The organism is Cutibacterium sp. 37298, assembly GCF_023838685.1.
GTDB classification, from domain to species: Bacteria; Actinomycetota; Actinomycetes; order Propionibacteriales; family Propionibacteriaceae; genus Cutibacterium; species Cutibacterium acnes.
On the sequence record NZ_JAJNRJ010000006.1, the window covers coordinates 66056 to 92559 of the forward strand.

At 59.9% G+C, this 26504-nt stretch carries 25 protein-coding genes and 2 pseudogenes; 8 read left to right on the forward strand and 19 right to left on the reverse strand.

Going from position 1 to position 26504, the window contains the following annotated elements; translation table 11 throughout:
* Positions 1–34: 34 nt before the first annotated feature.
* The 4 genes and pseudogenes from trxA to LRP59_RS11685 all read right to left on the reverse strand — a co-directional run bounded on the left by trxA (position 35) and on the right by LRP59_RS11685 (position 3604).
* On the reverse strand, positions 35–472 hold the full coding sequence (trxA, locus tag LRP59_RS11670) for a thioredoxin (protein WP_002518788.1): 438 nt from the start codon (positions 470–472) through the stop codon (positions 35–37).
* A 49-nt stretch (positions 473–521) separates the two neighbouring features.
* Positions 522–1601: pseudogene (locus tag LRP59_RS11675) on the reverse strand (hypothetical protein).
* A 20-nt stretch (positions 1602–1621) separates the two neighbouring features.
* A complete protein-coding gene (locus LRP59_RS11680; protein ID WP_049785433.1) occupies positions 1622–2344 on the reverse strand; it encodes a metal-dependent transcriptional regulator in 723 nt (240 codons plus the stop codon).
* 129 nt (positions 2345–2473) lie between these two features.
* Entirely contained in the window at positions 2474–3604 is a 1131-nt protein-coding gene (locus tag LRP59_RS11685) for an N-acetylglucosamine-6-phosphate deacetylase (protein ID WP_002513223.1), read from the reverse strand.
* A 47-nt stretch (positions 3605–3651) separates the two neighbouring features.
* On the opposite strand from LRP59_RS11685, the gene serC reads away from it, so the two are divergent.
* Entirely contained in the window at positions 3652–4815 is a 1164-nt protein-coding gene (gene serC, locus LRP59_RS11690) for a phosphoserine transaminase (protein WP_032504743.1), read from the forward strand.
* On the opposite strand, the gene LRP59_RS11695 is transcribed toward serC, so the two are convergent.
* Positions 4812–5648: a hypothetical protein gene (locus tag LRP59_RS11695; protein ID WP_002547548.1), complete on the reverse strand. Its 837-nt coding sequence runs from the start codon at positions 5646–5648 to the stop codon at positions 4812–4814. The two genes, serC and LRP59_RS11695, sit on opposite strands and share 4 nt — an antisense overlap.
* A 309-nt stretch (positions 5649–5957) precedes the next feature.
* Between LRP59_RS11695 and LRP59_RS11700 the strand changes: the two genes are divergently transcribed.
* Positions 5958–6668, forward strand: a complete 711-nt coding sequence (locus LRP59_RS11700) for a hypothetical protein (RefSeq protein ID WP_002513220.1) — start codon at positions 5958–5960, stop codon at positions 6666–6668.
* Here the strand turns inward: LRP59_RS11700 and LRP59_RS11705 are convergent.
* Positions 6643–8154 (reverse strand): NCS2 family permease, encoded by a 1512-nt coding sequence (locus tag LRP59_RS11705; RefSeq protein WP_002513219.1) that lies wholly within the window; start codon positions 8152–8154, stop codon positions 6643–6645. The two genes, LRP59_RS11700 and LRP59_RS11705, sit on opposite strands and share 26 nt — an antisense overlap.
* Before the next feature lie 15 nt (positions 8155–8169).
* On the opposite strand from LRP59_RS11705, the gene LRP59_RS11710 reads away from it, so the two are divergent.
* Positions 8170–8442 (forward strand): DUF2530 domain-containing protein, encoded by a 273-nt coding sequence (locus LRP59_RS11710; protein WP_002521235.1) that lies wholly within the window; start codon positions 8170–8172, stop codon positions 8440–8442.
* Between the two features lie 37 nt (positions 8443–8479).
* Here LRP59_RS11710 and LRP59_RS11715 read toward each other — a convergent pair whose 3' ends face one another.
* The 3 genes from LRP59_RS11715 to nagB form a co-directional block, all read right to left on the reverse strand.
* Positions 8480–9280, reverse strand: a complete 801-nt coding sequence (locus LRP59_RS11715) for a DUF3027 domain-containing protein (protein WP_002513217.1) — start codon at positions 9278–9280, stop codon at positions 8480–8482.
* Positions 9280–9663, reverse strand: coding sequence for a cold-shock protein (locus LRP59_RS11720; RefSeq protein ID WP_002513216.1), 384 nt, complete (start codon positions 9661–9663; stop codon positions 9280–9282). Before LRP59_RS11720 ends, LRP59_RS11715 begins: the two co-directional genes overlap by 1 nt.
* A 146-nt stretch (positions 9664–9809) precedes the next feature.
* Positions 9810–10595: a glucosamine-6-phosphate deaminase gene (gene nagB / locus LRP59_RS11725; RefSeq protein ID WP_002513215.1), complete on the reverse strand. Its 786-nt coding sequence runs from the start codon at positions 10593–10595 to the stop codon at positions 9810–9812.
* A 173-nt stretch (positions 10596–10768) separates the two neighbouring features.
* On the opposite strand from nagB, the gene LRP59_RS12180 reads away from it, so the two are divergent.
* A complete protein-coding gene (locus LRP59_RS12180; protein ID WP_002513214.1) occupies positions 10769–11524 on the forward strand; it encodes a hypothetical protein in 756 nt (251 codons plus the stop codon).
* Entirely contained in the window at positions 11521–13650 is a 2130-nt protein-coding gene (locus LRP59_RS11740; RefSeq protein WP_002513213.1) for a helicase-associated domain-containing protein, read from the forward strand. The genes LRP59_RS12180 and LRP59_RS11740 overlap by 4 nt, the downstream gene beginning before the upstream one ends.
* Before the next feature lie 45 nt (positions 13651–13695).
* Here LRP59_RS11740 and LRP59_RS11745 read toward each other — a convergent pair whose 3' ends face one another.
* A complete protein-coding gene (locus tag LRP59_RS11745) occupies positions 13696–13851 on the reverse strand; it encodes a hypothetical protein (RefSeq protein WP_002521231.1) in 156 nt (51 codons plus the stop codon).
* A gap of 433 nt (positions 13852–14284) precedes the next feature.
* On the opposite strand from LRP59_RS11745, the gene LRP59_RS11750 reads away from it, so the two are divergent.
* Together LRP59_RS11750 and LRP59_RS11755 are read left to right on the forward strand one after the other, a co-directional pair.
* Positions 14285–15943, forward strand: coding sequence for a DNA repair helicase XPB (locus tag LRP59_RS11750; protein WP_002513212.1), 1659 nt, complete (start codon positions 14285–14287; stop codon positions 15941–15943).
* Positions 15944–16157: 214 nt separating this feature from the next.
* Positions 16158–16991, forward strand: a complete 834-nt coding sequence (locus tag LRP59_RS11755) for a serine hydrolase (protein ID WP_002513211.1) — start codon at positions 16158–16160, stop codon at positions 16989–16991.
* A gap of 13 nt (positions 16992–17004) precedes the next feature.
* Here the strand turns inward: LRP59_RS11755 and LRP59_RS11760 are convergent, their stop codons facing one another.
* The 3 genes from LRP59_RS11760 to iolG form a co-directional block, all read right to left on the reverse strand.
* Positions 17005–17691 (reverse strand): copper homeostasis protein CutC, encoded by a 687-nt coding sequence (locus LRP59_RS11760; protein WP_002513210.1) that lies wholly within the window; start codon positions 17689–17691, stop codon positions 17005–17007.
* Positions 17678–18487 carry a CPBP family intramembrane glutamic endopeptidase gene (locus LRP59_RS11765; RefSeq protein WP_002513209.1) on the reverse strand — a complete coding sequence of 270 codons (810 nt, stop codon included), beginning with the start codon at positions 18485–18487 and terminating at the stop codon, positions 17678–17680. The genes LRP59_RS11760 and LRP59_RS11765 overlap by 14 nt, the downstream gene beginning before the upstream one ends.
* A 205-nt stretch (positions 18488–18692) precedes the next feature.
* A complete protein-coding gene (iolG, locus tag LRP59_RS11770) occupies positions 18693–19679 on the reverse strand; it encodes an inositol 2-dehydrogenase (RefSeq protein ID WP_002513208.1) in 987 nt (328 codons plus the stop codon).
* 155 nt (positions 19680–19834) lie between these two features.
* Here iolG and LRP59_RS11775 point away from each other — a divergent pair, with 155 nt between their 5' ends.
* A complete protein-coding gene (locus tag LRP59_RS11775) occupies positions 19835–20740 on the forward strand; it encodes a TIM barrel protein (RefSeq protein WP_002532934.1) in 906 nt (301 codons plus the stop codon).
* A gap of 118 nt (positions 20741–20858) precedes the next feature.
* Here the strand turns inward: LRP59_RS11775 and LRP59_RS11780 are convergent.
* The 6 genes and pseudogenes from LRP59_RS11780 to LRP59_RS11805 form a co-directional block, all read right to left on the reverse strand.
* Positions 20859–20998 (reverse strand): annotated as a pseudogene (locus tag LRP59_RS11780) (alcohol dehydrogenase).
* Positions 20999–21031: 33 nt separating this feature from the next.
* Positions 21032–21187, reverse strand: coding sequence for an alcohol dehydrogenase (locus LRP59_RS11785; protein WP_032499880.1), 156 nt, complete (start codon positions 21185–21187; stop codon positions 21032–21034).
* Between the two features lie 172 nt (positions 21188–21359).
* Entirely contained in the window at positions 21360–22967 is a 1608-nt protein-coding gene (locus tag LRP59_RS11790) for an MFS transporter (RefSeq protein ID WP_148378522.1), read from the reverse strand.
* A 148-nt stretch (positions 22968–23115) separates the two neighbouring features.
* Positions 23116–24324 carry a Gfo/Idh/MocA family protein gene (locus tag LRP59_RS11795; protein ID WP_148378519.1) on the reverse strand — a complete coding sequence of 403 codons (1209 nt, stop codon included), beginning with the start codon at positions 24322–24324 and terminating at the stop codon, positions 23116–23118.
* Positions 24325–24533: 209 nt separating this feature from the next.
* The gene (locus LRP59_RS11800; RefSeq protein ID WP_002532937.1) at positions 24534–25406 is read right to left on the reverse strand and encodes a sugar phosphate isomerase/epimerase family protein; all 873 of its coding nucleotides are present in this window, start codon (positions 25404–25406) and stop codon (positions 24534–24536) included.
* 65 nt (positions 25407–25471) lie between these two features.
* Positions 25472–26470 carry a sugar phosphate isomerase/epimerase gene (locus LRP59_RS11805; RefSeq protein ID WP_002513201.1) on the reverse strand — a complete coding sequence of 333 codons (999 nt, stop codon included), beginning with the start codon at positions 26468–26470 and terminating at the stop codon, positions 25472–25474.
* Between the last annotated feature and the right edge of the window lie 34 nt (positions 26471–26504).

Consider the following 26504-nt stretch of genomic DNA (forward strand, 5'->3'; position numbering starts at 1 on the left):
CTCCGCGTTTCAGCTCGGTATGGAAAACCCGGTGTCAGCCCTGGTTTTGGGCCGCGGCCTGCTTCTTGAGATCCTCGACGTCGATCTCCTTGACCTTCTCAATAAGCTCATCAAGCTGGCGACCTTGCAGCAGGCCTGACTGGCGGAAAACGAGGTATCCGGCACGGAAGGCCATGATCGTCGGGATGGAGGTGATCTCCAGACCGGCAGACAGTTCCTGCTGGTCCTCGGTGTCGACCTTGGCGAAGGTCACGTCAGAGTGACGTCCACTGGCGTCCTCATAGATTGGTGAAAACCGCTGGCATGGTCCACACCAGGAGGCCCAGAAGTCAATGAGAACGACATCATTGGAATCGATGGTCGAGGAGAAGTTGTCTTTAGTCAATGCGACGGTAGCCACGTTGTACCTCCCGGTAATTGCTTGGGTTCGGTCGACCGCAACGCCGTGGCGCCTCGGCCCGTATGTCGTCAAACAGCATCAGGCGCCAGGCTATTCCCGATGCACCAACACGCGGGCAACGTCAAACCGCCTTCAATTCGGCAATCGCGGTGACTCCCAGATCCTGCAGCAAATGGCCAGCTCGAATCGGCCGCGCAGCGATGACCGACACCATCCGGGCAAGGCCAGGTAGGGCCCCATCAGAGGCGTCAACGTCATACCCCGGGGCCGACGGGTCTAGCATCGGGTTGGAACCATCAGCCCACTGCTCGTTGAGCTTATTCCACGTCATCACCCAAGCATTTCCGATCTCACTGCCCGATGGCACCCCGAAAAAATGGCCTACCGGAGCGTGATGGCGCAGAGCCACTAGACCGGACTCTTGAAAAATCCGTGCCAGGCGCACCCGAGCGTCAAGGGCTCTGCGTTCCTCCTAGGTTCCGGTTAAGACCCACCGACACGGGTCAGGGCAAGTGATACCAACGTCGGGACGCTCACCAACATCAATAGTGGCATGATTCATCGCGCACACTCCGAGGGCCTCCCCCAACCGGGAGTGGAACTTGTCGAGGTACGAGGTATACCCCTCCTCGTCTCCCTGGGCAGCGTGCATGCTGCGTCGCGCGGTGGCATTCATGGCGGAGGTGTGGGCACAGCCTTGACCATCACCGCCCCATTTCTGGCCAACCTTGCCAGGCAAAGTGAGCGGATCCCCACCATCGCCTAAGACTGACTGCCAGGCCAACTGCGCCAAGTACTCCCCCAGGATGTGGCAAGTCACAACGACTTGTTGGGGCTCCTCACGACGCATCCGGATGTCGAGAACCTCGAGCATGAGCTCATACAAGGGGATGAGATCCCCAAGAGCTCCCCTCTCTGCGGCACGCGGATGGTGTGGAAAACCAGAGTCGACAAGGCGAGATCGCAGATCCGCGGGCAAGGCCTCACCGATGTCCTCAAAATCCTCGGCATCTAGAGCCAAGACTCGGCGGGCCACCGCCATCACGGCAGCAGCCTGCACCACATGAGGATTGTCAGACTCAGATGCGTGCGCCATCCTTAACATGGAATCGGCGGTGTCGTACCAGCCTGACTCGCAGAGGGCGGCAATCTGGTCCAGGTCCGGCAACTGGCTGGGACACACGACTTGAGGCACACCCATCATGGCGTAGTCAGCGCAACTCACGAGTTCTGAGCAACGAACAGACCCGAGAGGATCTCCGGATCGACGACGATAGAACCACTGGGGCCCGTCAAACGAATACCATCGGCGTCATCATCGACCTCGACGCTTTTACCCGGCAACAAGCCGGCAGCGTAGACGTCCTCGAGATTACCCTCGGTAGCTTGGAAGAACTCCGACAACCGGGTGACGGTCACGCTGACCGGACAGCCAGTCTCGGCGATAACCTCATCTAGGGGCTTGGAGTCGTCACGAAAGCGGGCGGAACCATCCGGACGACACCCTGCCTGCTCAGGCGGCAGTGGGCACCCGTATGGAGAAACACCAGGGTTATCGAGGAGACCCGTGAGGCGCTTCTCAACTTCGCCGGAAATGACGTGCTCCCAGCGGCAGGCCTCATCGTGCACCAAGTCGGGACGAAGACCAATGATTTGGGTGAGCAGACACTCGGCCAGGCGATGCTTGCGCATAACAGTCTGAGCCACGTCGTGGCCTTCCTGGGTCAGCGAAATCGAGCGATCAGACTCGACGACCACAAGGCCGTCACGCTCCATACGAGCCACGGTCTGGGAGACGGTCGGGCCAGACTGGTGCAGCCGCTCAACGATACGGGCTCGACGCAGTTCGACACCCTCCTCGAGTAGCTCGTAGAAAGTCCGCAGATACATCTCCGTCGTATCAACGAGTTCACTACTCACGGTGCACCTCTTCCCCGCCCCCACAGCCGAGGGACAACGCTAGCCGCCTGCCCACTGGACAAGCTAACTGTCAACAATCTTTCGGGCGCCATTGCTTACGCCCGAGCGACCCTCTCCATGAAAAGTTTAGTGCCCAATCATCCGCTGTGGCCGTCAGACAGCCTCACCCCGGTGAATGACGCGCACCAGATGACCCCTCGCGTCAGTAAGACACAAGTCAGCCCAGTGGCCCTCTTCGATGACGCCAACCTCGTCCAAACCATGGAGTTTGGCCGGTGTTGTGGCCGCCATGACGGCGACCTGCCCCAGCGGGATACCCACAACGGACGTGACGAATTCGACCGCTCGACCCATCGTCAGAGTCGATCCTGCTATCGCTCCCAGCGAACCGTCAGCGTCCAACAAACGGGCTCTTCCATCCACAACTTTCACTGGCAGGCTGCCCAGAATGTAGTCGCCGTCAGGCTGACCGGTCGCGCTCATGGCATCGGTCACCAGGGCGATGCGCTTCGGGCCGGCGCTCGACATCGCCATCCGAATGACGTCCGGGGCCAAGTGGACGCCGTCGCAAATGAGTTCGCAGACCACTCGCGAATCAGTGAGCATCGGCGGCACCGGACCGGGCTTTCGATGATGGATCGATGGCATCGCGTTGAACAGATGGGTGATGACGTCTGCTCCTGCGTCGACTGCGGCGCTAGCCGTGGTGTTGTCACACTCGGTATGGCCGATAGCAGCGTGCACTCCGGCTGTGGTGAAGGTGGTCACCGCTTCCAAGCCGTGCGCACGTTCTGGCGCAATAGTCACCATCTTGAGAGCCGAACCGCCAGCTTCGATGAGACGACCCACGGACACCGGATCTGGGTCACACAGCAGCTCGACGGCGTGGGCCCCCTTCCGCGATTCAGCCAAGAACGGCCCCTCTAAATGGATGCCGGCGATCTCGTCACGGTCGACAAGCTGGCGGAGTCGCCCAATTTGCGCGACGACGTCGTCAATCGCTGCGGTCACCGTCGATGCGAAAAGAGTCGTCGACCCCTGGCTGCGGTGGTAATGGACGGCGCGCAAAGCGGCCTTGCGGTCAGGGTCGGTGAAGTCAGCACCAGCGCCACCGTGACAGTGGGTGTCGACATATCCGGGCAAAACCCACTCATCAACGAATTCGGCCTTGGGATCAATACCCTCGCTGACGTCACTAATGCGTCCAGCCTCGACGGTGATCGTCGCTGGTGAATCACTACCATCACGATCGACGACGTGGTGAGAAGCAATGCGGGTGATCATCGATGCCTCCTAACCGGGTTTCCCTCATCTTGCCACACGATCACAGCATGAACTCCGCCGTTATACACGACATGATCTGCAAGGATCGGATTATGGTTCAGCCAAGGATTCCTCGTGACCTTTTGCCCTCCGACCCCCGATTCGGGTGTGGCCCGTCTCGGATCCGACGGGAGGTGGTGGCCAGTCTGTCCGAACCGGGATCCGTGATGGGCACCTCCCATCGCCAACCACCGGTCCGTCACGTAGTCGCGGCAATCCGTGAAGAGTTGACTGAACTGTATAACCTGCCGACCGATTATGAGGTGGCACTCGGCAACGGTGGAGCCACCCTTTTCTGGGATATAGCAACCGTCTCCCTCGTGGAAAAACAAGCCGCCACCGGTGTCTACGGGGAATTCACGCGAAAGTTCTCCTCGACTCTGCAGCGTGCCCCCTTCCTTGCTGACCCCGCAGTATTTCAAGCCGAACCCGGCGAGCTCGCCCTCCCGGAGGCCGTCAGCGACGTTGACACCTACGCATGGGCCCATAACGAGACCTCCACCGGCGTCGTTGCCCCAGTCCGACGGCCTAACGACATTGACGACAACTCCCTCGTTCTCGTTGACGCCACCTCGGCCGCCGGCGGCGTCGCGGCGGATATGTCAACCATTGACGCCTACTACTTCTCTCCGCAGAAAAATCTGTCTTCAGATGGTGGATTGTGGCTTGCGATCCTGTCACCTGCAGCGATCGAACGCTCGAACAGGGTGACCTCCTCGGCCCGCTGGGTACCCCAGATGCTCGATCTGAGTCTCGCCGTAACGAACTCGCGAGCCGATCAGACCCTGAATACCCCGGCTCTGGCCACCCTCGTCATGCTCGAGGCGCAATGCCGTTGGCTACTCGATCAGGGCGGTATGGCGTGGGCTGCATCACGCACGGCGTCAACGTCAGGGACCCTCTACCGCTGGGCCGAGGACAACCCCCTAACGACCCCGTTCGTCGTTGACCCGGCGCTGCGCAGCCCAGTTGTCGTGACGATCGATATCGACGAGTCCGTCGACGCCGCACGACTGTGTGCCCGCGCCCGCGACAACGGCATCCTCGACATCGAGCCTTACCGCAAGCTAGGGCGCAATCAGATCCGAGTCGCAACCTTCAGCTCAATTGAGCCGAGCGACGTCGAGGCTCTGACGGCATGCCTGGACTGGCTACTAGAGAACCGCGACTAACGATGCCGCCAGGTGGTGTCCCGGGAGCGGCCGTAGAAGAACGTAACGACGCCAGCGCACAGCGCCACTACGACCGCCCCCATCACCGCGATAAGAGTTCCTGATCGCGCTTTAGACGTCGGTTTGCGATTGGCCGGGGTAGCCACCTTGGCCTTCGGAGAGCGTGCCGGGGTCGGCGTAATCGAGGTCAAGGTTGTCGGGAATTTGATCCCCCTCACCTTGTTACCTGAGGTCGCAATCTCCAGAGTTTTTTGAGTGGTGTCGGTCGTGATGGCCTGACCGCCGGAGAAGGCCGCATTGGCGACTGTCTTCCAGGAGTAAGCGTCAACGATGCGCACCTCATGGTCAGTGAGTAGGGCCATTCGTGACCCATCTGGCAGGAATGTGGCGTCTTTGACCCCAGCAGGGGCATCCGCCACCTTTTCTAGTGGGTTCGATTCGGTGCGACTCACCTGGGGGCCGCCCCGATAAATCGCAGGATGTGGACCGTCGGTGATGATGTAAAAACTCCCCTTGGGGCTGACGGTCAAGGCTTTGGCGTCGTGAGCGCCGTCCGGATAAGTGAACATCCACTCGTAATAGGTGGACTGCTTGGCTGCCGTTGAGGTGGGAGACATCACCCGAATCCCACGACGCTGAGCTTTCGTGTCGCCAATGTCAGCGACGTACAGTACCCCACGAGCCCACGACATCGCCTCGACATCGTGGAAGGCTGGCTCCCATGCCACCCGGTGAACCTCTTTGCCCGTCTTGTCGACAGCAAGCAGAGAGTGGACTGTCGACGAAGAACCGTCGGTGATCCAGTACCAGTCATGATGAAGGTCAGCAGCCATACCGACAGGTTTTCCGAGCTTTTTATCCGTTCTGACGGTGAAGTCGGCAGCTGCGGCAGGGCTAACAGACAACCCCCAAGCGCATCCGAGCGCCAGCAACGCGCTCGCGGCTCGGGAGGCGCGACGTCGGGTGCGGGATCGTTGGGTCACAGTGTTACATCCTGCCATGCCGAACCGACCTATCACAGCAGGGATCCCAGCACGACAAGGAGTACAAGGACGATGAGAACCCCGCTGATGATGTGCTGCCTGGAGCGTGGATTCATGGACGACACCTTATGTCAACCCGCCACCTTATAACCTGTCACTATGGGTGGGTTGAGATTCAACGCCATCGCGATCGACGAAGTTCGCGACATATTCGGGGCCGACGAGGGTCTCGCCATGAAACTGCGTAGGTGGGCTGAGGCTCGTTTCAGCGTGCCCGTTCATCATCATCGTCGACCGAGGTGGCGCAGCCCGTTCCACCCGCTCTACAAGCCCAATGTTGAATGTTCGATGCTGCCAACCGGATGGCCGACCCCTCATGACGTCGAAGACCTCGTCTGCGGACGCTACATCGAATCCGATCGGTCGGCACGGTGCTGGCGGCTTGTCAATGAATGGCTCACCCACCTGTCATGGGGGTGGACCGAGATCCCCATGTCGGTGGCACGTTTCGAGGAGCTCGATCGCGATCTGGCAGCCGCTGGATTACCTAGCACCTACTCGCTCAAACGGCTTATGGACGAGGACCCACAGATTCCACTGCGACCAGCACCTGGCATGAAGATCGGCTATGCCGGCACCAGGCAGATACTGGCCACCTGGGTTGAGTTGTCCGAGGTCATCGGCACAGTGCCGATTGCACGACGGGGTGAGGTTAATGCCGTGCTGAAGTTCCTCAGCTCATATCCGGGGTGGAATCATCTCGCAGTCGATCTGGGCCGCCCGGCGCCAGGCCTCTTAGTGGTCTGGCAGCCGGACACCGTCGAAGACGCCCGCCCCACTGGTCTCAGAGCTGGCCGAACAGCTTCATGAGGAGAGACTGGCTGAAATACACCACAAAGAGGAGGGCAACGACCCACAGCAGGGGATGCACGCTGCGAGCTTTACCAGCGATGACCTTCGTGATGCAGAACATAATGAGTCCAGCTCCGATACCTGTAGTGATCGAGTAGGCGAACGGCATGAGCACCATGCCTAGGAAGGCCGGTAGACCTTCCTCAACGTGCTTCCAGTCAATGTGCGTGACCTGAGCCATCATGAGGAACCCGACGAACACAAGCACCGGTGCGGCTGCTTCAGATGGGATGATCGAAACGATTGGCGACAGGAACATCGCCAGCAGGAATCCCAGACCGGTGACGATGGAGGCGATACCTGTGCGGGCTCCCTCTCCCACGCCAGCAGCCGACTCGACGTAACCCGTTGCCGACGACGCCGAGCCAAGACCGCCAGCTACCGCGGCCAAGGCGTCAACGACGAGGATTCCCTTGAGGTGCTCAGGATTGCCGGTCTCGTCAAGAATCCCGGCGTGGTCACCGATCGCGACAACCGTCCCCATGGTGTCGAAGAAGTCGGCAAGCATCAGGGAGAACACCACCAGCAGGGTGCCCAAGAAGACACCAATACGAAAGTGCCCATTGGCAAGGAACCCACCAAAGAGGTCAACATGACCGAGCAAGCCCAGGTCGGGCCAGCGGAAATCCGAGGCTCCGGGCAGACGGGGCACGTTGAGGGCCCAGCCAGTGGGGTTCTTGTCACTTTGCGCACCGATGTTCCCCACGGCCTCGATGGCCACACCCACCAGTGAGGTGCCAATGATCGCGATGAGCATAGACCCCTTGATGTGACGCTGATGCAACACCACCAGCAGCAGGAAACCGAACAGGCACAGCAAGATTGGCCACCCCTCCAAGCTGCCACCAACTCCGAGGGTGACAGGGGTACCCGAGCCAGGGCGAATCACGCCAGAATCCACAAATCCCACAAACGCGATGAACAGGCCAATTCCAACACTGATCGCCGACCGCAAGGAATTAGGGACAGCCCGGAAAATCATTTCCCGGACACCAGTAAGGACGAATACCAGAATGAAGATGCCCTCCCAGACAACCAAACCCATCGCCTGAGACCACGTCATCGTCGGGGCGACGACGTAGGCAAGCAGGGAGTTAATGCCCAGGCCTGTTGCGATCCCCATCGGGAATCGTCCCCAGACACCCATAGCAATCGTCATGATGGCAGCCACGAAGGCAGTCACTGCCATCACCATGATTTTGTTGTCATCAATGCCAGCAGTATTGAGACTGGTGCCAGCAGCGTCGACGAATTTCGGAGCTCCATTGAGGAGTTTGCCATTCTTATCCGCTGCGGTACCGATGATGAGAGGATTGAGGGCCAGGATGTATGCCATCGTGAAGAAGGTGACGATGCCGCCGCGAACTTCGCGCGACGTCGTCGAACCACGTTCTGTCAGGTGGAACCACTGATCAAATCTTGCTGATGCGGTGTTGCTAGGCACGGAGGCATTCTAGGGATGACGTGTCACAACAATGTTGCAGGGCATTACGATGGAACGGTGTCCAACCATCACCTGCTTACCCAGGCGAACGTCGCCCCCGTTGACGAAAACGGGGTGACGGTCGGCATCGTGGGAACTATCGCCTTCGCAGTGGCATCCCTCATCTGCTGGATCATGCTCGACCGTCTCACCGAGACTGGTTACCGCGACTGGCTGTGGGTCTGCCTGACGGGTACCGGCCTAGGTGTTGTCGGCACCGCATATTGCTGGCAGTGTTCCCGTCATTGAGCTCACCACAGACCGGGGCTTCTGCGAAGAAGACGACTCAGTCGAACAACGACTCGTCCACCGAAATGGTGTCGAAAACGGGCTCTGGGAGCTCAATCCCCCGACGCTTCTCAACGACGTCGGAGTGGCCTCCGCAACCATGGTCGACGTGGACCACCGAACCGTCGGAGGGAGAGTACTCGTTCGAGCACACCCCAAAAACCCGTCCCAGAGAATGCTGTAGGCGCACGAAATACCCGCAGGTCACGCAGCTGGCTGGCGCATGATGGCTCGTCGCGTTGTCCGGGCCGCCCTCACCAGCGAGCCAGCGCTCGGCGGTGGAGTCACGACCCTCCCGCGACAGCAATCGCTCCCGTCCCAAACCCAACTCAGAAGCAACAGCGCGAGTGGCAGCCCATTCAGCCGGGTCCTCATCTGCGGCCAGTTCACCGCCGGTGTAACCAGGTTCCAAACGCGGGTCGTTGTCGGCAGTCGGCATGACAGTGCCTGCGGCGATGTCACCAGCGCGCACCCGATCACACCACGGCACCCATGGGGGGGCGAGTAAGGAATCCTCGCCAGGGACGAGGACGACCTCATTGACAGTGACGTTACGGCCACGTAGAGCACGCGACATTGTCACGGCCCAACGCCATCCTCGGTAACCGGGATGCGGGCACTCGAAGAGATGGGTCAGGACTCGCTCACCTTCAGTAATAGTCCCGACGTGCTCGCCCACACCGAAATCACCAGCTCGGTATTCGGCAGCTTCCCGGGCCTGATCAACAGCCTTCGCAATGGTCGCATCGGCTTTGATAGTTCGGGTCGCAGTGCGCGGCTTCGACGTCACCCGTGTCATCACAGCTCCAACTCGTCAGCGACTGCACGAAGCATCTTGGCCACGGCGCCGGCAGTGCGCGAATCAGGGTGACGCCCGTGCCGGTAACCATTGCCCATCTTGTCGAGCATCTTAATGAGGTCCTCACAGATCACCGCCATGTCCTGCGGCTTCTTACGACTCGCCTTGGACAACGAGGCAGGGGCCTCGACGATCTGCAGGGACAAGGCCTGCTCTCCTCGACGTCCCTCAACAATCCCGAAGTCAACCTTCTGCCCGGGTTTCAGGGTATTCACCCCTGCGGGCAGGGCGGAAGCGTTGACGTACACGTCGCCGCCGCCGTCCTTCGTCAGGAAACCGAACCCCTTGGTGGCGTCGTAGAAACGCACCTTTCCGGTTGGCATCTCTGGCTCACTCCTTACTGGTCATGACGGTCGATGGACCGCCATACCAGGCTACAAGCCTTGACGACAGTCCACCACTCACCATTATCCGATATTTCGATAGCCCGGCACGAAGACACCTACCAGGCCAGGAGCATCACCGAATCTCACATCGCTCCGGAGAGGTCACCTCGCTGGGAATCTGTCCATCGGAAGTACTCAGCCATGGTGAGTTTCGAGGCTGCAGCATCATCCGCAATCACCAAAACATGGGGGTGGAACTGCAGCACCGACGCCGGGCACATCGCCGAAACAGGTCCCTCGACAGCCCCTGCCAGCGCGTCAGCCTTGTTGGCTCCGATGGCCAACAGCACAACATTGCGAGCGTCCATGATGGTACCGAGCCCCTGGGTGACGCAGTGACTCGGGACCTTCTCCCCTTCCTCAAAGAAGCGGGCGTTGTCAGCCTTTGTGCGTTCCGCGAGGGTCTTGACGCGAGTGCGCGAAGACAGCGAACTGGTGGGCTCATTGAAACCAATATGTCCATTTGCCCCAATGCCAAGGATTTGAACATCGACGCCATCAGCCTCCTGGATGGCTGTCTCGTATGCGGCGCAGGCAGCATCGAGGTCATCGGCCATGCCGTCGGGGGTGTGGACGTTGGCCGGATCGAGTCCCAGCTGTTCGGTGACGGTGTGGCGGATGGTAGCTGCATAGGAGCGCTCATCGTCTGCAGGAAGCCCAATGTATTCGTCAAGGGCAAAGGCGCGCAGATCAGTAAAGTCAGCCTTACCCTCGGCTGCAAGAGCAGCCAGGGAAGAGTAGGTCGTCAGCGGGGTCGATCCAGTCGCGACTCCCAACACCGGAGCCTTGGCCCGGCCCAAAACCTTTGCAATCCGGTCGGCGGCGATCCGCCCGACGGCCTGCTCATCAGAGCAGATGATGACCTCCATGTCGAACCTTCCTTGACGCGATCACAGCGTGCGCCACGTCCTAGATGGGACGTGCCTGGAGTGAGATTAGGGCCATGTAAGCGTTCTTGAGCGATCACACTCATCGCCTATGAGCGTTGATCCGGCATAGGTGAGCGTGCCGGGTCGTCGGTCTTACCCCTTACCATGGAGATATGGCACGCAGCATCACCGCACCCGTCGACGTCGTCGGCTCCCGGCCTGCTCCGCGCGCCTTCCAAGCACCTCGGGCCGATCCGCTGGAAACCCCGACCCAACCCGTCAACCCTGCTGCTGGAAAGCCTTGTAGGGCCCCACACCACTATCAAGGAGGCGATCACCGCCCGCTCACCGAGCTGATCCCCCGCCGACGCAGTAGTCGTCAGCCCCTAGAACCGTTCTCCACCCAGGCTGGGCTCACAGGGCCCCGTATCGGGCACCGCGATCCGCACGAACCGATCCGCACCAGCCGGCTCACTAGCGGTTATTCCACGTGGTCGGCACCGACAGAAGCGCCGGTATCGACAACACCGCCACCTCGCATCAAATCGGTTCGCATGCCTTCGCGTCTCGATCCGCGTACCCCTTCCAAGGCTGGCAGCCGATCCTTCCTCGACCTGTGTCAGGGGCTAGGATGGCTGTGGATTGCCGTCCTCATCCTGGGATGCGCATGGTCTCCAATGTCTATTCCAGCCCTCTTCGTCACATGGTGGCTGGCATGGCGTCACCCCTTTGCGGCTGGACGCCTCACCAAGGCTCTTACTGCGGTGACGGTAGCCGTCATTATTGGCGGGGCCGTCGAGTCGCCGGTACGCACCGTATTGGCACAGTTCGCATGGATGTCTCGTCTCGGTTGCGTCATCATGCTGGGTTTGGGGTTCATCCTCATTGACCGTCAGCTCACTCCCGATGACCCGGGGTCCTCCCGATGAGCGCTTCCGAGGAACCGACAACCCTTGCCTCCACTATCCGAAATCTCGATGCGCAGAGTCTGTCGCGGCTGTTAACCCTGCGTCCCGACTTAGCCAATCCCACCCCGAGGGATTTGACTGAAGTGTCTTCGCGCGCGAGCACCCACGCATCCATCATTGCGGCGATCTCCAGCCTCGATCGTTGGCGGTTGAGTCTTCTGACCGCACTAGCTGCCTTAGGGGATCTCAGCTTGACCGAGCTTGCTGAGACGTTGTGTCAGGGGTGGCCGATTAAACCTGAAACCATCCAGGCCGACGTCGCCGACGGCATCTCTGACCTACTTGATATGGCCCTAGTTCTGGAAGATTCCGGACAGCTGCACGTCATCCAGATCGTCACCACTCATCTGTCCGGATATCCCGCCGGACTTGCACCAGCGTCCGTCCTGCCCATGAATCCCAACGAGGTCGCCGAAAAGTTAGCGGCGGCTGGCTCCAAGGCTCGATCCGTACTCGAACGTCTGGTGTGGTCTCCCACTGGGCACGTCCCCAATGCTCGTCGCGCCGTTACTCCCGCCACGGCCACCACCCCTGTCGAGACCGCTCTAGCCCATCGGCTATTGCGTCCCCTTAGCGACGACACCGTCATCTTGCCCCGAGAGGTGTCTCTCATGCTGCGCGGGAACCGCCTCTTCGCCGAACAGCCTAGCCCTACCCCACCACCATGGCCCGAACCACATCAGACCAACTTGGTGAACCGGGCCGGACTCGGAACTGCCCTCGAAGCCGTCAGCGCAATGTCTGCTTTGTTGGAGGCAATGGAGCGTCACAACTGCGCTTTGCTGGCCAGCGGTGGCATTGCCAAGCGGGATGCACGCATCGTGCTGTCTCGGGTGGCACCCGGAGACGACGGATGGGTTTACCTCGCCCTGGCTGTCGCAGGCGGTCTCATCGGGGCTGACGGACGCAGCTGGCTCCCTACTCCCCTGGCCGACCGATGGCATACCGACTCGCTGTGGGGGCAATGGGTGAGCCTGAGAGAAGCGTGGCGACACATTCCGCAGTTGCCCGGTAACCTCGGCAACGCTCTCGACGCCTCAGCACCCGCAACCGCTCAGGCATGGCGTCGCCTGATACACCGGGAACTACACAGTGCCGAGCCGGGCACCCCGATCGAGACCGAAGTCGTCGCGAATCGGATCCGGTGGCGTCAGCCGGGCACCACCGTCGACAACTCTTTGGTGGCGGCTGTCCTGGATGAGTGCAGAGTGCTCGGGATGGTCGCACTAGACGCGCGCACCGACCTCGTCGATGCACGCACCTGTGCCGACATGCCGGAACGCACCGACGAGGTGATCCTGCAATCTGACCTCACCGCGGTCGCTCCCGGCCCACTAACCCCCGACACCGCTGCCGACCTCGCCCTACTTGCCGACCGCGAGTCCACCGGGATCGCCGGTGTCAGGCGATTCAACCGCTCTAGCCTGCGTCGTGCCCTCGATGCCGGGTGGAGCGGTGAGCAAGTGCGCCAATGGTGGGCCGAACACTCCCTCGGGGATGTCCCGCAAAGCCTCCTAGTACTCCTCAATGACGTCGTGCGTGACCACGGTCGGGTGTCGGTAGCGGCCGCTGGAACGCTCCTAGAAGTCGACGATCCAGCCACCGTCGAGGCGATTCTGCGTAGCTCACTAACCACCGATGTTGGACTGCGCCGCGTCGGACCCCAAGTGTTGGTTGCCCAAGCCGAACCCGACCAAGTGCTGTCAGGTCTGCGCCAGTTGGGAATGTCCCCGGTAGCTCGCGACGCCCACGGTGACGTGTTCTCTGCGCCTCCTCCCCCACGAGCCAAGGTGGACGCACCGGCATCATCGGCTCCTCAGGCCGACCCCGCGGAACTGGCTGCTTCATTGTTGGACAAGAGGGGACGCGGATTTTCCGATCGGCGGCAACTGATCGCCCAGCTCCACCAAGCTCAGCAAGATGGCACCTGGATGTACATCGAACGGGTCGTTGATGACGGCACGTCAGTGCGTCAGACAGTACGGATTATGGCCGCGACCACCGGTGCGGTGCGCTGCGTCATCCGGGGCGGTGGCGGGGTGACCATCGTGCCGGTCTCGCGAATCACGTCCTGCCAGCCTGTCTGAGGCGGGTTACCAGGACCGGGAATGTCCCTGTCCCCCACCCACCTGTCAGCGTCGGTGAACCCAGTCAATGTCATGAGACGCCAGATCAACCCTCACGATAGTGGCGACGCTTCCCGAAGAGGCCGCGCCGGTCACCGTGGTAAACACGGTTACGGGACGCCCTTGAAATTGGATATATCCCCAGTATGCATGAGCACTCATGCTCCCGCATCCACCTTTCGCGGATCTACGTCCACGTATTCATGGATGAAGATAGTACGCATGCCCACGGCCAGACCCACAAGCTCAGACAGTATGCGCTCAACAACTAATCACCCGACCGGCTACTGGGCAGACAACCCGTCACGCGCACTGCGGCAGTCATCCCTGCGGCGCAAGAGGGCTTCCTGCGCTGTCATCATGGCCCCAGCGCAGCCGCAGACCATCGCACCTCGGAACGCGGCTAACGTGGAGCTGCTGGTTCCCCCGCCTAGCTGTGGCTATCCGGCTCGCAAGCGTTCCCTCTGCCATTTGCGGTGGCAGCAGGATCCTCGCCGCGCATCATTGCCACGACCGCGCGCGGGCTGCGACATCGACGCGCTCAACCCGAACCTCGCCGGGAACAAACGCACGCTGTGGGGCGATACTTGGAGTGATGACTTCTGTACCCGGCCCACTCATTGTCCAGTCCGACCACACTCTCCTGCTGGAGGTAGATCACCCCCAGGCAGACGAGTGTCGTCACGCTATAGCCCCATTCGCGGAACTAGAACGCGCCCCTGAACACATCCACACCTACCGGCTCACCCCGCTGGGACTGTGGAATGCCATGGCTGCCGGCCACGACGCAGAGCAAGTCGTCGACATCCTCATGAGGTATTCGCGCTACCCGGTAGCCTCCGGCCTGCTCATTGATGTCACCGAGACGATGTCGAGGTATGGCAGGTTGCGCATTGAGAAACACCCCACCCATGGGCTGGTATTGGTGTCGACTGAACGAGCCATACTCACCGAGGTGTTGCGTTCCACGTCAGTGCGCGGTCTTGTCGGTAACCAAATCGATGATGAGACGGCTGTGGTCCATCCTTCGCAGCGCGGCACCCTCAAACAGGCGCTGCTCAAGCTGGGGTGGCCGGCTGAAGACCTCGCCGGTTACGTCGACGGCGAGCACCACGACATCGACCTTGACGAGGATGGTTGGAGCCTGCGCCCCTACCAGAAGGTAGCGGCGCAGTCTTTCTGGGACGGCGGATCTGGAGTCGTCGTACTGCCCTGCGGCGCTGGCAAAACGGTCGTCGGGGCCACCGCTATGAGCCTCGCCCGCTGCACGACTCTGATCCTCGTTACCAACACCGTTTCAGCACGGCAGTGGAAAGAGGAACTCGTTCGTCGCACCTCCCTCGCCCCCGACGACATCGGTGAATACTCCGGGTCGCGCAAACAAGTGCGCCCGGTAACAATCGCCACCTATCAGGTCATCACCACCAAACGTCACGGAGTGCACCCACACCTAGAACTCTTCGAAGCCCGCGACTGGGGCCTAGTGATATATGACGAGGTACACCTGCTGCCGGCCCCAGTCTTCCGAATGACGGCTGACCTGCAAGCGCGTCGTCGCCTCGGCCTGACAGCCACCCTGGTGCGTGAGGACGGACACGAGGACGATGTCTTCACCCTCATCGGCCCGAAACGCTACGACGCTCCATGGAAGGAAATCGAAGCCCAAGGATGGATCGCACCTGCTGATTGCGTCGAGGTGCGGGTGAGCTTGTCGGAGTCTGCCCGGATGGCCTGCGCGATGGCCGAGCCTGACGTCCGCTACCGGATGGCCGCAACCCTCCCCATTAAAAACAAGGTCGTGAGAGACCTGGTCGAGCGTCATCGTGGACAGCCCACCCTTGTCATCGGCCAATACGTTGACCAGTTGGAGGAGCTGGCCGCGGAATTGAAGTGCCCGATTATCACCGGTTCAACGACGCCGACTCGCCGTCAGGAGATCTACCAGGACTTCCGGGAGGGGCAGATCGACCTGCTCGTGGTCTCTAAGGTCGCCAACTTCTCCATTGACCTACCAAGCGCGGAGGTCGCCATCCAGGTCTCGGGAGCATTTGGATCGCGTCAAGAAGAGGCCCAGCGTTTGGGCCGTCTACTGCGTCCCAAAGAGGGCCTGGTGGCCCGTTTCTATGCGGTCGTCTCGCGCGATACCGTTGATACAGACTTTGCCAGCCATCGTCAGCGATTCCTGGCCGAGCAGGGATACTCGTACCGCATCATTGATGCAGACAATCTGGACGCATTGGACCGAACGGCGTGAGAATGGACGTGAACGCACCGGGTCCACGAACAGGAGGACATGCTTGTCTGGGAAGGCGCTAATCACCAGACGTACAGCGCTAGGGGGCTTGCTCGTCGCTACCGGAGCTGCTATCGGTGTGCCCGTAGTGCGGGCCGCCAATAGGCCACAGAAGCAGGCGCCGCGCAAACCTGCCCCGACCACAGTGACGAGCCCTGCGGCTCCCGGACCATACGTGCCCTTTCCCTACCAGGATGAGCTGAGCACATACCTCAATACCCGTGACGGGGAGCAGTCCGTGGCGATGCGGGTGCACGGTCAGCGCGAAATCCAGGTTTTCAATCACGGTGCGACCACCTACATCACCGCCTCCATCATCAAGCTGGCGATTATGGAAACCGTGATGATCCAAGCTGTTGGCGAGAAGCGTCAGCTCACCGAGGGCGAGAAGAACCTCCTAGTTCCCATGATCGAGAATTCGAGTAACGACGCTGCGACTGCGCTGTGGAAAAAGGTTGGCAAAGCTGATGGGGTCCGCACGGCGATGCGTCGTATGGGAGCCACCCACACCACCTTCGATCCCGAGAGCCGTTGGGGTCTGACTTCGACGACTGCCGCCGATCAGGTCGTACTCGCTGACCACATTTTCTGCCCCAACACCATTATTCCCGAGTCTATGCGTGCGTACGCCCGTGAGCTCATGTCCAACGTCGAAGACGACCAAAACTGGGGCATGACGGCAGGCATGAAATCCCCCTTCGTCAAGAACGGTTGGCTGTCGCGCGACGATGGTTGGCACGTGAATTCAGTGGCCTCCACTGGGACTAAGGGATATACTGTCGTCGGTTTGACCCATTCCGCTACAGCATCCATGGACGATCTCGTAGAAACCATCGAGGGAATGGCGCGGATCATTGCCCGCCATCAGCCTCGTAGCGTCACAACTCCTTCCTCATCAACGGCGCCGACCCAGACCACCGCCCCGAAGCCTCAGGCCGTCGGAGATGATCACGGGCACGTTTCCTTTCGAGCACCGGGCACCCGGGATATCTGGATCCAAGCGTTCTGACGCGATCCTGACCTCATCCGGCCAAGCGGTCGAGGAGATCTCGCCAGGATCTCACCAAGTCAGCATCCACCCACGCTTTCCATGACCCTTGGGGCCGCGCAGGGCCACCGATGTGGAAGGCCCGGACGCCGGCCCGATACAGCCACGGGACGTGTTCAGCGCGCAACCCGCCACCAGCCATAATGAGGTCGGCTATCCGAGGATCCGCTGAAGCTCGGGCAATGAGATCGTCCAGGCCGTGCTCAACTCCTCGCGGCGATCCCGCTGTCAGCACCTGGTCAAGCCCATGCAAGCCAAGCAATTGCGCCCATGCTTTGTCCGGCTCCAGGCTGTTATCAATAGCGCGGTGGAAAGTCCAACGCTGACACCCCTCCGTCAACTCGATGACAGTCTCGACGTCGACCCCGGTGGCTTCGTCAAGAAACCCCAGCACCGGACCGTCAGCTCCCAGATCGCGGTACGCACTGGCCAAACGCAGTATCTCGTCACGACGACGCGGATCAGCCCGAAATCCACCGTCCAGACGCAACATGGGACGCACCGGGATGTGGACAGCACTGAGGGTACGTGCCAATAATTCGGGGCTGGGCGCCAAGCCACCGTCATCCATCGTGCCGACCAACTCGATGCGGTCGGCACCTCCCGCCGCTGCCCGCTTAGCGTCGTGTTCGTGCAGACAGATGACCTCAAGCAATGCCATAGGCTTCATTGTCGCGCCAATCGTGTCTCATCGTCACGAGAAGGCAAGTAATAAGGATAGCCAAGACAATCGTGTTAATGACGGATCCCTCCGCCCCGAAGGTTCCCCCAGTTAGCCAGGAGTGTGAACCAGTTGTCCTAGCAGTCGTCATGACGCTGTGGTGAAACTCCAGACCCGAGACATCGAATCCTAACACCATCCCCTGCAACCAATTCCAGACTGTGTGGAAACCCATCGCCGCGAGCAGGTTGCCTCGCCACACCACCAGCAGACCCTGCATGAGGCCGAACCCTGTGACGTTGACTAATGCCACCCATGTTGTGCCTGGGTTAGCCCCATGAAGCGCAGTAAAAACGACGGCTTGAATAGCCAGTCCGGCAGGAATCCCCCATTTCGCTGCCACCGACTGCATAAGATAGCCGCGCAGCACGGCCTCCTCAGCGCATCCCTGCACCAGAAACAGCAGGATCGCAGCGACAATGAACACCGCAGCCATGGTGCTCGGCCTGGCCCACGACATCGTCACCTGGCCGCTGACCGTCATCACCACAACGTCGATAGCGAGGATTGCGATCGCGATGGCTACCCCAATCCAGACGTCACTGCCGGGCCCGCGAAAGCCAAGACAGCTCATGGGCCGCTGCTCGACGAACCGCATCCACGCCCACAACACCAGCCAGACACCAGCGAAGGATGCCAGTAACAAGATCGTCGAGGTCTGAGCGTCTGGATGACCGCCAACTAGAGCGGTGAGTACCAAGTCAAAACCAGCCTGTCCCACGCCGAGAATGACCATTGCTGCTAACAATGACAACAGCGGATGAAATGTTCCGGCTCCGGCGAGGAATTGGACAACAGGGCGTTTGCAGGTACGAGAGGGGCCAGGGGGCAGGTCAGTAACGCCGTATTGTGGCGGCACTTCGACGGGTTCAGCGTCCCCGGACGACGAACCCGTCGAGCATTGGTTATCGGTGCTCACCCCGTGATCGTACCGAGTGACATCACAGGGCGACGACGCGATGCTCCTGGGCACTACGCGTAGCTGCATCGGCCAGGACAAGAGCCTCATAGCCGTCACGCACCGACGGAGAAACCGCGCCGCCGACGGCGACCGAGTCAAGGAAGGTTTCCAACTCGATGCGGTAGGCGTCTTCGTAACGCTCAAGGAAAAAGTCCATGATTGCGGTCTTCGCGTCGGTTTGGGTACTAGTGGCCATGCGCACTGCGGTGTCGGTGAGGTTGTCGGCACTAAGCATGCCGTCGGCCCCAAATGCCTCTAGACGCTGATCGTATCCGAAGGCGCAGGTCCGCGAGTTGATGATGGTGGCGAGCTTGCCGTCACGTGATTTCAGGGTGACGATCACTTGATCGAAGTCGCCCTGCTCAGCGATCTCCGGAGAGACATTGGTGCCCACGGCGTTAACCTCTGCAATGTCACCAAGGAAATGCCGCACCATGTCGAAATCATGGATCGTCATATCCTTGAAGATGCCCCCGGACCCCGCGATGTAGGACGCCGACGGGGCTGCCGGGTCTCGGGAGATGACGGTGAGCTGCTGCAGGCTGCCGATCTCCCCATCGTCGAGGCGGCTCTTCAACGCGCTGAACGTCGGGTCGAAACGGCGGTTGAACCCCATCATCACCTGATCGGCGCGATCACCCAGTTCGTTGATGCACCTCTTGGCGGACTCGACGTCCAGTGCGATCGGCTTCTCACACATCACTCGTTTGCCACTATTGACGGCCTTGAGGATATGGTCGACGTGGAACTGGGTTGGAGACCCAATGACGACAGCGTCGATTGTGGAGTCGTCGAAAACCTCGTCCGGATCCAAGCAATAGCGCACGTCATACTCACCAGCGAGAGCACGCGTGTTCTGCTCGAATGGGTCACAAACGAGCGCCAACGTGACATCGTTGCGCCCTTGAATGGCTCGGGCATGGACGTGACCGATGCGTCCGGCTCCAATGATGGCGATCCTGATCATGCTGTGAACCCCTGTGTTCGACAAAGCTGGATTCTCACCAGTAACGGCAAGACTCCATAATGTTAGCACAAAGCCCGCCATCAATACTGATTCCCACGCCAGCGACAGCTATTGCCCCGCTATTTGACAGGACATATACTACCGAGAGCGGCCTGATGCACAGGAGCTCAGGCCTCCAAGACACGAGGAGCACATCGATGAAGATTGCCGGAGCGCCCATCAGCTGGGGCGTCTGCGAGGTTCCGAACTGGGGCTACCAGATGACGCCGGAGCGAGTCCTCACCGAGATGAAGCAGATCGGCCTCACCGCCACCGAGTTTGGCCCCCAGGGCTGGCTACCTATTGAGGCAGAAGCCCGCGCCACAGAAGTGAAAAAGTACGGCCTCAAGCCCGTGGGAGCGTTCTTCCTGTCCGTCACGCACGATCCGGACTTCGATCCGATCCCCATGGTGAACAAGGAGCTTGACGCCTTCGAAGCTGCCGGGGGTGACTATCTCATCCTCGCCACGGATTCCGGACGCGATGGATACGACGACCGCCCTGTCCTCGACGAGGCCGGCTGGAAAACGCTATTCACCAACCTCGACCAGATCCGCGAAGTCTGCGCCAGCCGCAACGTCACCGCCTGTCTACACCCACATTGGGGAACGATGGTCCAGAACCGTGACGAAGTGATCCACGTGCTCGAGAACTCCTCGATCGGGCTGTGCCTGGACACTGGCCATCTGGCCTGTGGCGGTACCGACGTCGTTGAGCTGGTGCGTAAGTACGCCGACCGCGTCGACATTGTCCACGCCAAAGATGTCCATAAAGAGATGGCCGACAAGCTTCTGCCTGGCGAGATCACCTGGTCCGAAGGCATCCGCGCCGGGATATTCGCACCCATCGGCGACGGTGATATCGACTTTGCAGCCATCGTGAGGCTCCTTGATGAAGCCGGGTTCGACGGTTACTACGTCCTAGAGCAGGACATCATGATCGACGAGGAGCCACCCGCCGGCGACGGCCCGATTATCAACGCCAAGAAATCTTACGAGGCCCTGGCATCGCTGGGACGATGAGCCCTGCACGCCGCTGAGCCAAGTTGGATCACGATGGTGGCCCGTCCTCCGCGGAGGACGGGCCACCATGCGGTTCCGTTAATCTCCACACTGGCGGTTGACACTCCTGCTCCCAGCCTTACTGGCACCATGTGCCCACCATCCGCAAAGGACATCCAGGGCGGTCATCCATGTCGCAGGAATACCCAACGCCTCGAAGGCGATCTCGACGCCATGGTTATCCGTAATCTCGAATACTTTCTGCCTAGCGTCTTGCATGACGGAGTTGACGGTATGGGTGACGCCAGGCCCCTAGCTTCCGTCTTTGACGTCGATGGCAATGATGGGGTCTGACCCCATCGCCCTGGCGAAGTGCAGGATGTTCGAACCCGCCCCTGTGGCAACAACTGCCACAGACTCGCCGTATCTCAGATCTGCGCCCCGCCGGACCGCTCGATATGCGGTCATGGCAGCGCACCGGTGAAGCATATATTGTGCCTCATCGGGCACACCCATCATAAACAGTGCCGTTCAGCCGATTCATCTCGAAGAACGGCTCACCGAGCTTCCGTAGCACCGCAGTACAGCGGTGAGGGGTGTATGGCCACAACCACACACCCCTTCAGCACACCAGACGAGCTCAGGAGTAGCGCTCTTCCATGTACGTTTCGATCTGCTCCAAGGACTTATTTCGGGTCTCAGGCATGATCTTGAAGAGGACTACTGCGATGACGAGATTCATCATGCCGTAGATGGTGTACGTCAACCCACCTCCCAGACTTGCCATCATGGACGGGAAGGTGAAGGTGATGACAGCGTTAATCACCCACATGAAGAAGATGGCCGTGCCATTCATGATGCCGCGGACGTTTGCCGGGAACATCTCACCGAGCATGGTCCACACCACCGTGCCATTGGTAGATTGCACGATGAGCATAAACACCGCCATAAGACCAAGGATGAGGTACGGTGCCCACGTCGGCGGCGTGGTCTTGTCAGCAATGTGCGGGGCGATTGTGAACTGGAAGGTTCCCGCAATGACAAGCAAAGTAATGCCCGCGGCGGAGACGTCGAAAATGAGTAGATTACGTCGGCTGAACTTGAGGATAAGCCACAAACCACCAACAGAACCAATGACGGACATGACACCATTGGCCACCTGCGCGGTGATCGAGGCAGAGGTCGTCATACCGGCATACTCCAGTACTTTCGGCGCGTAATACATCACGGTATTAACGCCTGTCGTCTGGTTGACGATGGCAAGGAAGATACCTACTAGCATGAGCTTACGTAGCCACGGCGTTCGCCACACGTGGGCAAAGGCGTTGCCCTGGTACTTGTTCTCCAACTCGCGCTGCTGGGTGACAAGCATCTCCTCGACCTCAGCGTCCAGAGGACCATCCTTTTGGGGATCGCGCACTCGTTTGAGAGCTCCGACAGCATCAGCCACCCGACCTTTGGCCAAGTACCAACGAGCCGACTCAGGCATGAGGCGAATACCTATCCACAGCGCGATGGCCGGGATTGAGCACAGCACCAGCATCCACCGCCAGGCCGCACCGTTACCAGACTGGATGACGAGATTCTCCACGAACGCGCGGTACCGGTCCCCCTCCAGCGGCCCGCCCTTCGAAGCCTGGAGAGCCAGAATCTGGTCCCACGAATAGGTGCCCTTGGTGATCCCGAGGCTGTCCGGATTGTTGTTGGCCTTGATGATCAACTGCGGACCGCCATGAGCGGCGTTAATGATGGCGTTCATGGAGAACGCCATCAGCTGACCGGTGACGATCATGAGTTGGTCGATAGCCACGATCGACCCCCTGATGCGCTTTGGCGCGTTTTCAGCAAGGTACACCGGAACAGTGGCTGACGCTGCGCCGACAGCGAATCCCAGCACGAAGCGGAAGACGTACATCACGAACACGTTCGGCGAGAACGTCGTGCCTAGGGCCCCCAGCAAGAAGATGACCGCGAGTATCGTGATGTTATGACGCCGCCCCCACCGATCGGACATGATGCCGCCGGTCACGGCGCCAATTGCAGCCCCAATGAGGAGTGTGCCGCCGATGGCGCCCTCCTGCATCGGTGTTAAGGCGAGACCGCCAGCCAGGTGGGGCATGTACAGGTAGGGAAGCGCCCCCGATATGACACCTGTGTCATATCCAAAGAGTAGGGACCCCAGGGTCGCCACGGCAGCAAGCGCCCCGATGCCCCGGTGTTTACCGGACGGAGGAGTCTCATCAACCATCCGGCTGATGTCTTCTCTAATGCGTGGAGGTGTACTCATGTCGCCCTTTCAAGTCAGGGGCAGCTCCCGCCCCAGTCCATCCGGCGGAAGTTCCCACCGGCGACCTGGTTGTGCCGCCAGGCCTGGTCACAGACACGCGATGACGCGGTCACTTATCGAACGTGGTTCTCCCCGAAACCGGCTTCACGTGCCAGGCATGGTCCCCGCAGGAGGCAACGATCGCATCGTTGACCTCCGCTGAGGCCCAACCATCGGCGACAGATGGGCCATATTGCTGCCCATCCAAGACCCCTCGGACGAATTTCGCAGCCTCAACGACCTTCATGTCGTCAAAGCCCATGGATGTTCCGGCTCCCGGTTGGAAACGCATGAACTCCGGGAAGTCTGGTCCGGCCATGCAGTTGACATATCCCTGCAGGGCACGATTGTTTCGCCCCAGACAGACCTGCAAATGGTTGAGATCCTCGAAGTTCCACCGGATTGATCCGTCGGTTCCATAGATCTCGACGATGTACTCCGCGCGCGGCCCAACACTGACCCGACTGGACTCCAGGGTGCACATCACTCCGTTTTCCATACGGGCGATGACAGCGCAATAATCCTCGTTGCCCACCGGCCCGAGCTCGTCCGAGACGACCCAACCTGTGTGGCCGATGCCCTCCTTGAGTGGCTTGGGACGCTGACGGATGAACGTCTCGGACACGGCGGACACCTCAGTGAATCGCCCTTTGAGTAGATACTGGACGAGATCCTCTCCGTGACCCATGAGATCGAGGATGACGCCGGCACCGGCCCGCTCCCTGTCATAACGCCACGTCAGTGGCCCGTGTGGATCAGACGCGTAGTCCGCGATGAGCCATGCCCTGGTATTGGTCACCGTCCCCAGGCGACCATCAGCTATCAGCTGGCGTGCGAACTCGATAGAGGGAGTGTGACGATAGTTGAATCCCACCGAGGTAACGAGCCCCTTGGCCTCTGCTGCTTCAGCGATTTGGCGGGACTGCTTCGCGTTAGTCCCCATCGGCTTCTCAATCCAGAACGGCTTTCCCACCTCCGCAGCGGCAAGAGCGATATCGCGATGCAGGAAATTTGGCGCGCAGATGGAGACGACATCTACCTCGGGATTGCCGATGAGATCGTAGTAGTCCTCAACCGCAGTGCAGAATCCCAGCCGGTCCACTGCTTGCCTTCGGTTTTCCGCTACCACATCGCAACACGAAACCAGTCGGATGTTTACGTCAATCTCTGGAAACTTTTCGGCAAGTGCCTTGTACGCACGAGTGTGCAGCCTCCCCATCCATCCCAGCGAAACCACGCCGACACCAATGGTTCGTCTCTTCTCCATCGCTACGCCCATAAATCGCGCCAGCTCCCATAGCCGACGGACCTACGCACAACCCTGTGCATTTGTCCTGTCAAAAGGATAGCACACCGAGCGCCCTTGTCCACCCTTTTAGCCGGGCACCCTTCCAGCTAGGACACCAACCGTCATAGTCAATCATCGGCCGGCATCACCGGTCCCCGGAAGCCGTCCGAGGGAAACCACCACGTCGCATCTGGCATGGATTAAGCCACGAACTCGCGATTGAGACGAGCAAGCATCGACTTGTTTATCTCATCAGCTCTCTCGTGCCAACCAAAGACACACACCGACATAACACCATCAAAACCGACGTCACGCAGGGCTTCGAACACGTCGTCAAAGGGCACATCACCGAGACCGATTTCATTGTGTTGATGCACTCGCACATCGGCACATGGTGGATTGATGATGTACCTATTCCTGTCGTGTGCAGCATGGTTGAACGCATCTGCGACGTGGACCTCACGCAACCGGTCGGCGCAGCCGTGAATCATACGGCGGACATCACCAGCCCCGTTCGACAGATGGAAAGTGTGCGGGCAGCAGTACTCGTAACTTACCCAGTCGAGATTAGTCCCACGAACGGTCCGATAGGCGTCGTCATGGAGTTCGATGAAGTCATATGGGTGCGCTTCCATGTTGAGCCTGATTCCGTACCTCTCGAAGCTGGAGGCAAGCTCCTCGATGGAGCGATACCACGCAGCCTCGCATTCCCTGGGACTGTTGGGATCACCCGAGAACTCGGAGGTGATCTCATGCACATCCAACTGGTCGGCCAGCTCCAACAGACGTCGCCAGTTGCGCACCTGGTTGCGTCGCTCGGCCTCATCGGGGCTCGACCAGTTAAACACCGGATTCAGTGTCCGTATGGTAACCCCCGTTTCTCTGACTGCCTTGCGCATCTCGGTAACAAAGGCGTCATCAGCTTTGGGATACCGATGCCAAAAGTGAAACTCCTCATTCAGAGACAACTCCACGTATCGGAAACCCAGATCTGCCGCTTTGCGTAACGTGTCCGCCGTCGACATCGAGCGGTAGTACATATTAGGGTCTAGAGCAATATCCACCATGGTCATCCTCCTGTCGGTAAGGTGCGGTAACTGTCTACCGTTTCACCAGAACATCGCGACCGCAGACGTTCTCATACGGCCTGTTCTGCGGCCAAGAGATTTCGAGCTGAAACAGCGATACCATCAAGCTGCCCCAGAGATTGGTCCTCGTGCTCGATATTGATGTTCATCACTGGGTTTACGTCTCGGATAGCGCGAAGGAAATTGGTCCACCACGTGACATCGTGGCCATTGCCGATTGCCACGAATCTCCATGCCGGATCAGAAGGCCACGAGGAACAGTAGTGCTCCATTCCTGTCTGAACGCGAACGTCCGGATCATCTGGTACCGGACCAAAACTCGAGTCAAGCACCCCCCTGGTTGCTATCCCGGGCAAGATGACGGTGTCCTTGGCATGGACATGGAAGATATGGTCGCCCAATAGCTCGATAGCAGCGATGATATCCATGCCCTGCCACATCAGGTGTGATGGGTCCATATTGACGCCAATGTTCCTCGCGTCAATACGCTCGGCAAATTCCAGGAAGTTCACCGGCGTGAAAACAAGGTTGTGGGGATGGAGCTCTAAGGCGAGTTTCACCCCAGCATCTTGGGCGCGCAGGTCCATCTCGCGCCAGAACAGGTCGACAACACTTTTCTGATACTCGAGCACTTCAAGTTCGACACCATTCCACGGATTAACTACCCACGATGAATACTTAGCATGGCGATCTGATCCTGGCGTGCCTGACATACAGACGAGATCCGTGACACCCAGCTTTCCGGCCAACTCGATCGCCCGTCGCAAGTCGTATGCGTGCCGCAGACCGACATCAGGCAACGGACTGAGCGGATTGTCAGACGTGTTCAGGCCCGCCAGCCGCATTTCTTTATCCTCGAATATGCCCAGGTAGTCCTCGCGGGCGGTCTGAGAGGCCATGAGCGTATCGACTGGACAATGAGGCGAGGGAATGAATCCGCCGACATTGACCTCAGCGCCGGTCAATCCGTTGGTTTTAAGGATGCCAAGCGCCTCGGCGAAATCGTAGTTATGGAGACAGGCGGTGTAGGCCCCGATATTCATGGACATGTCGGACTCCTAGTTTCTGTAACGGATATGTGAT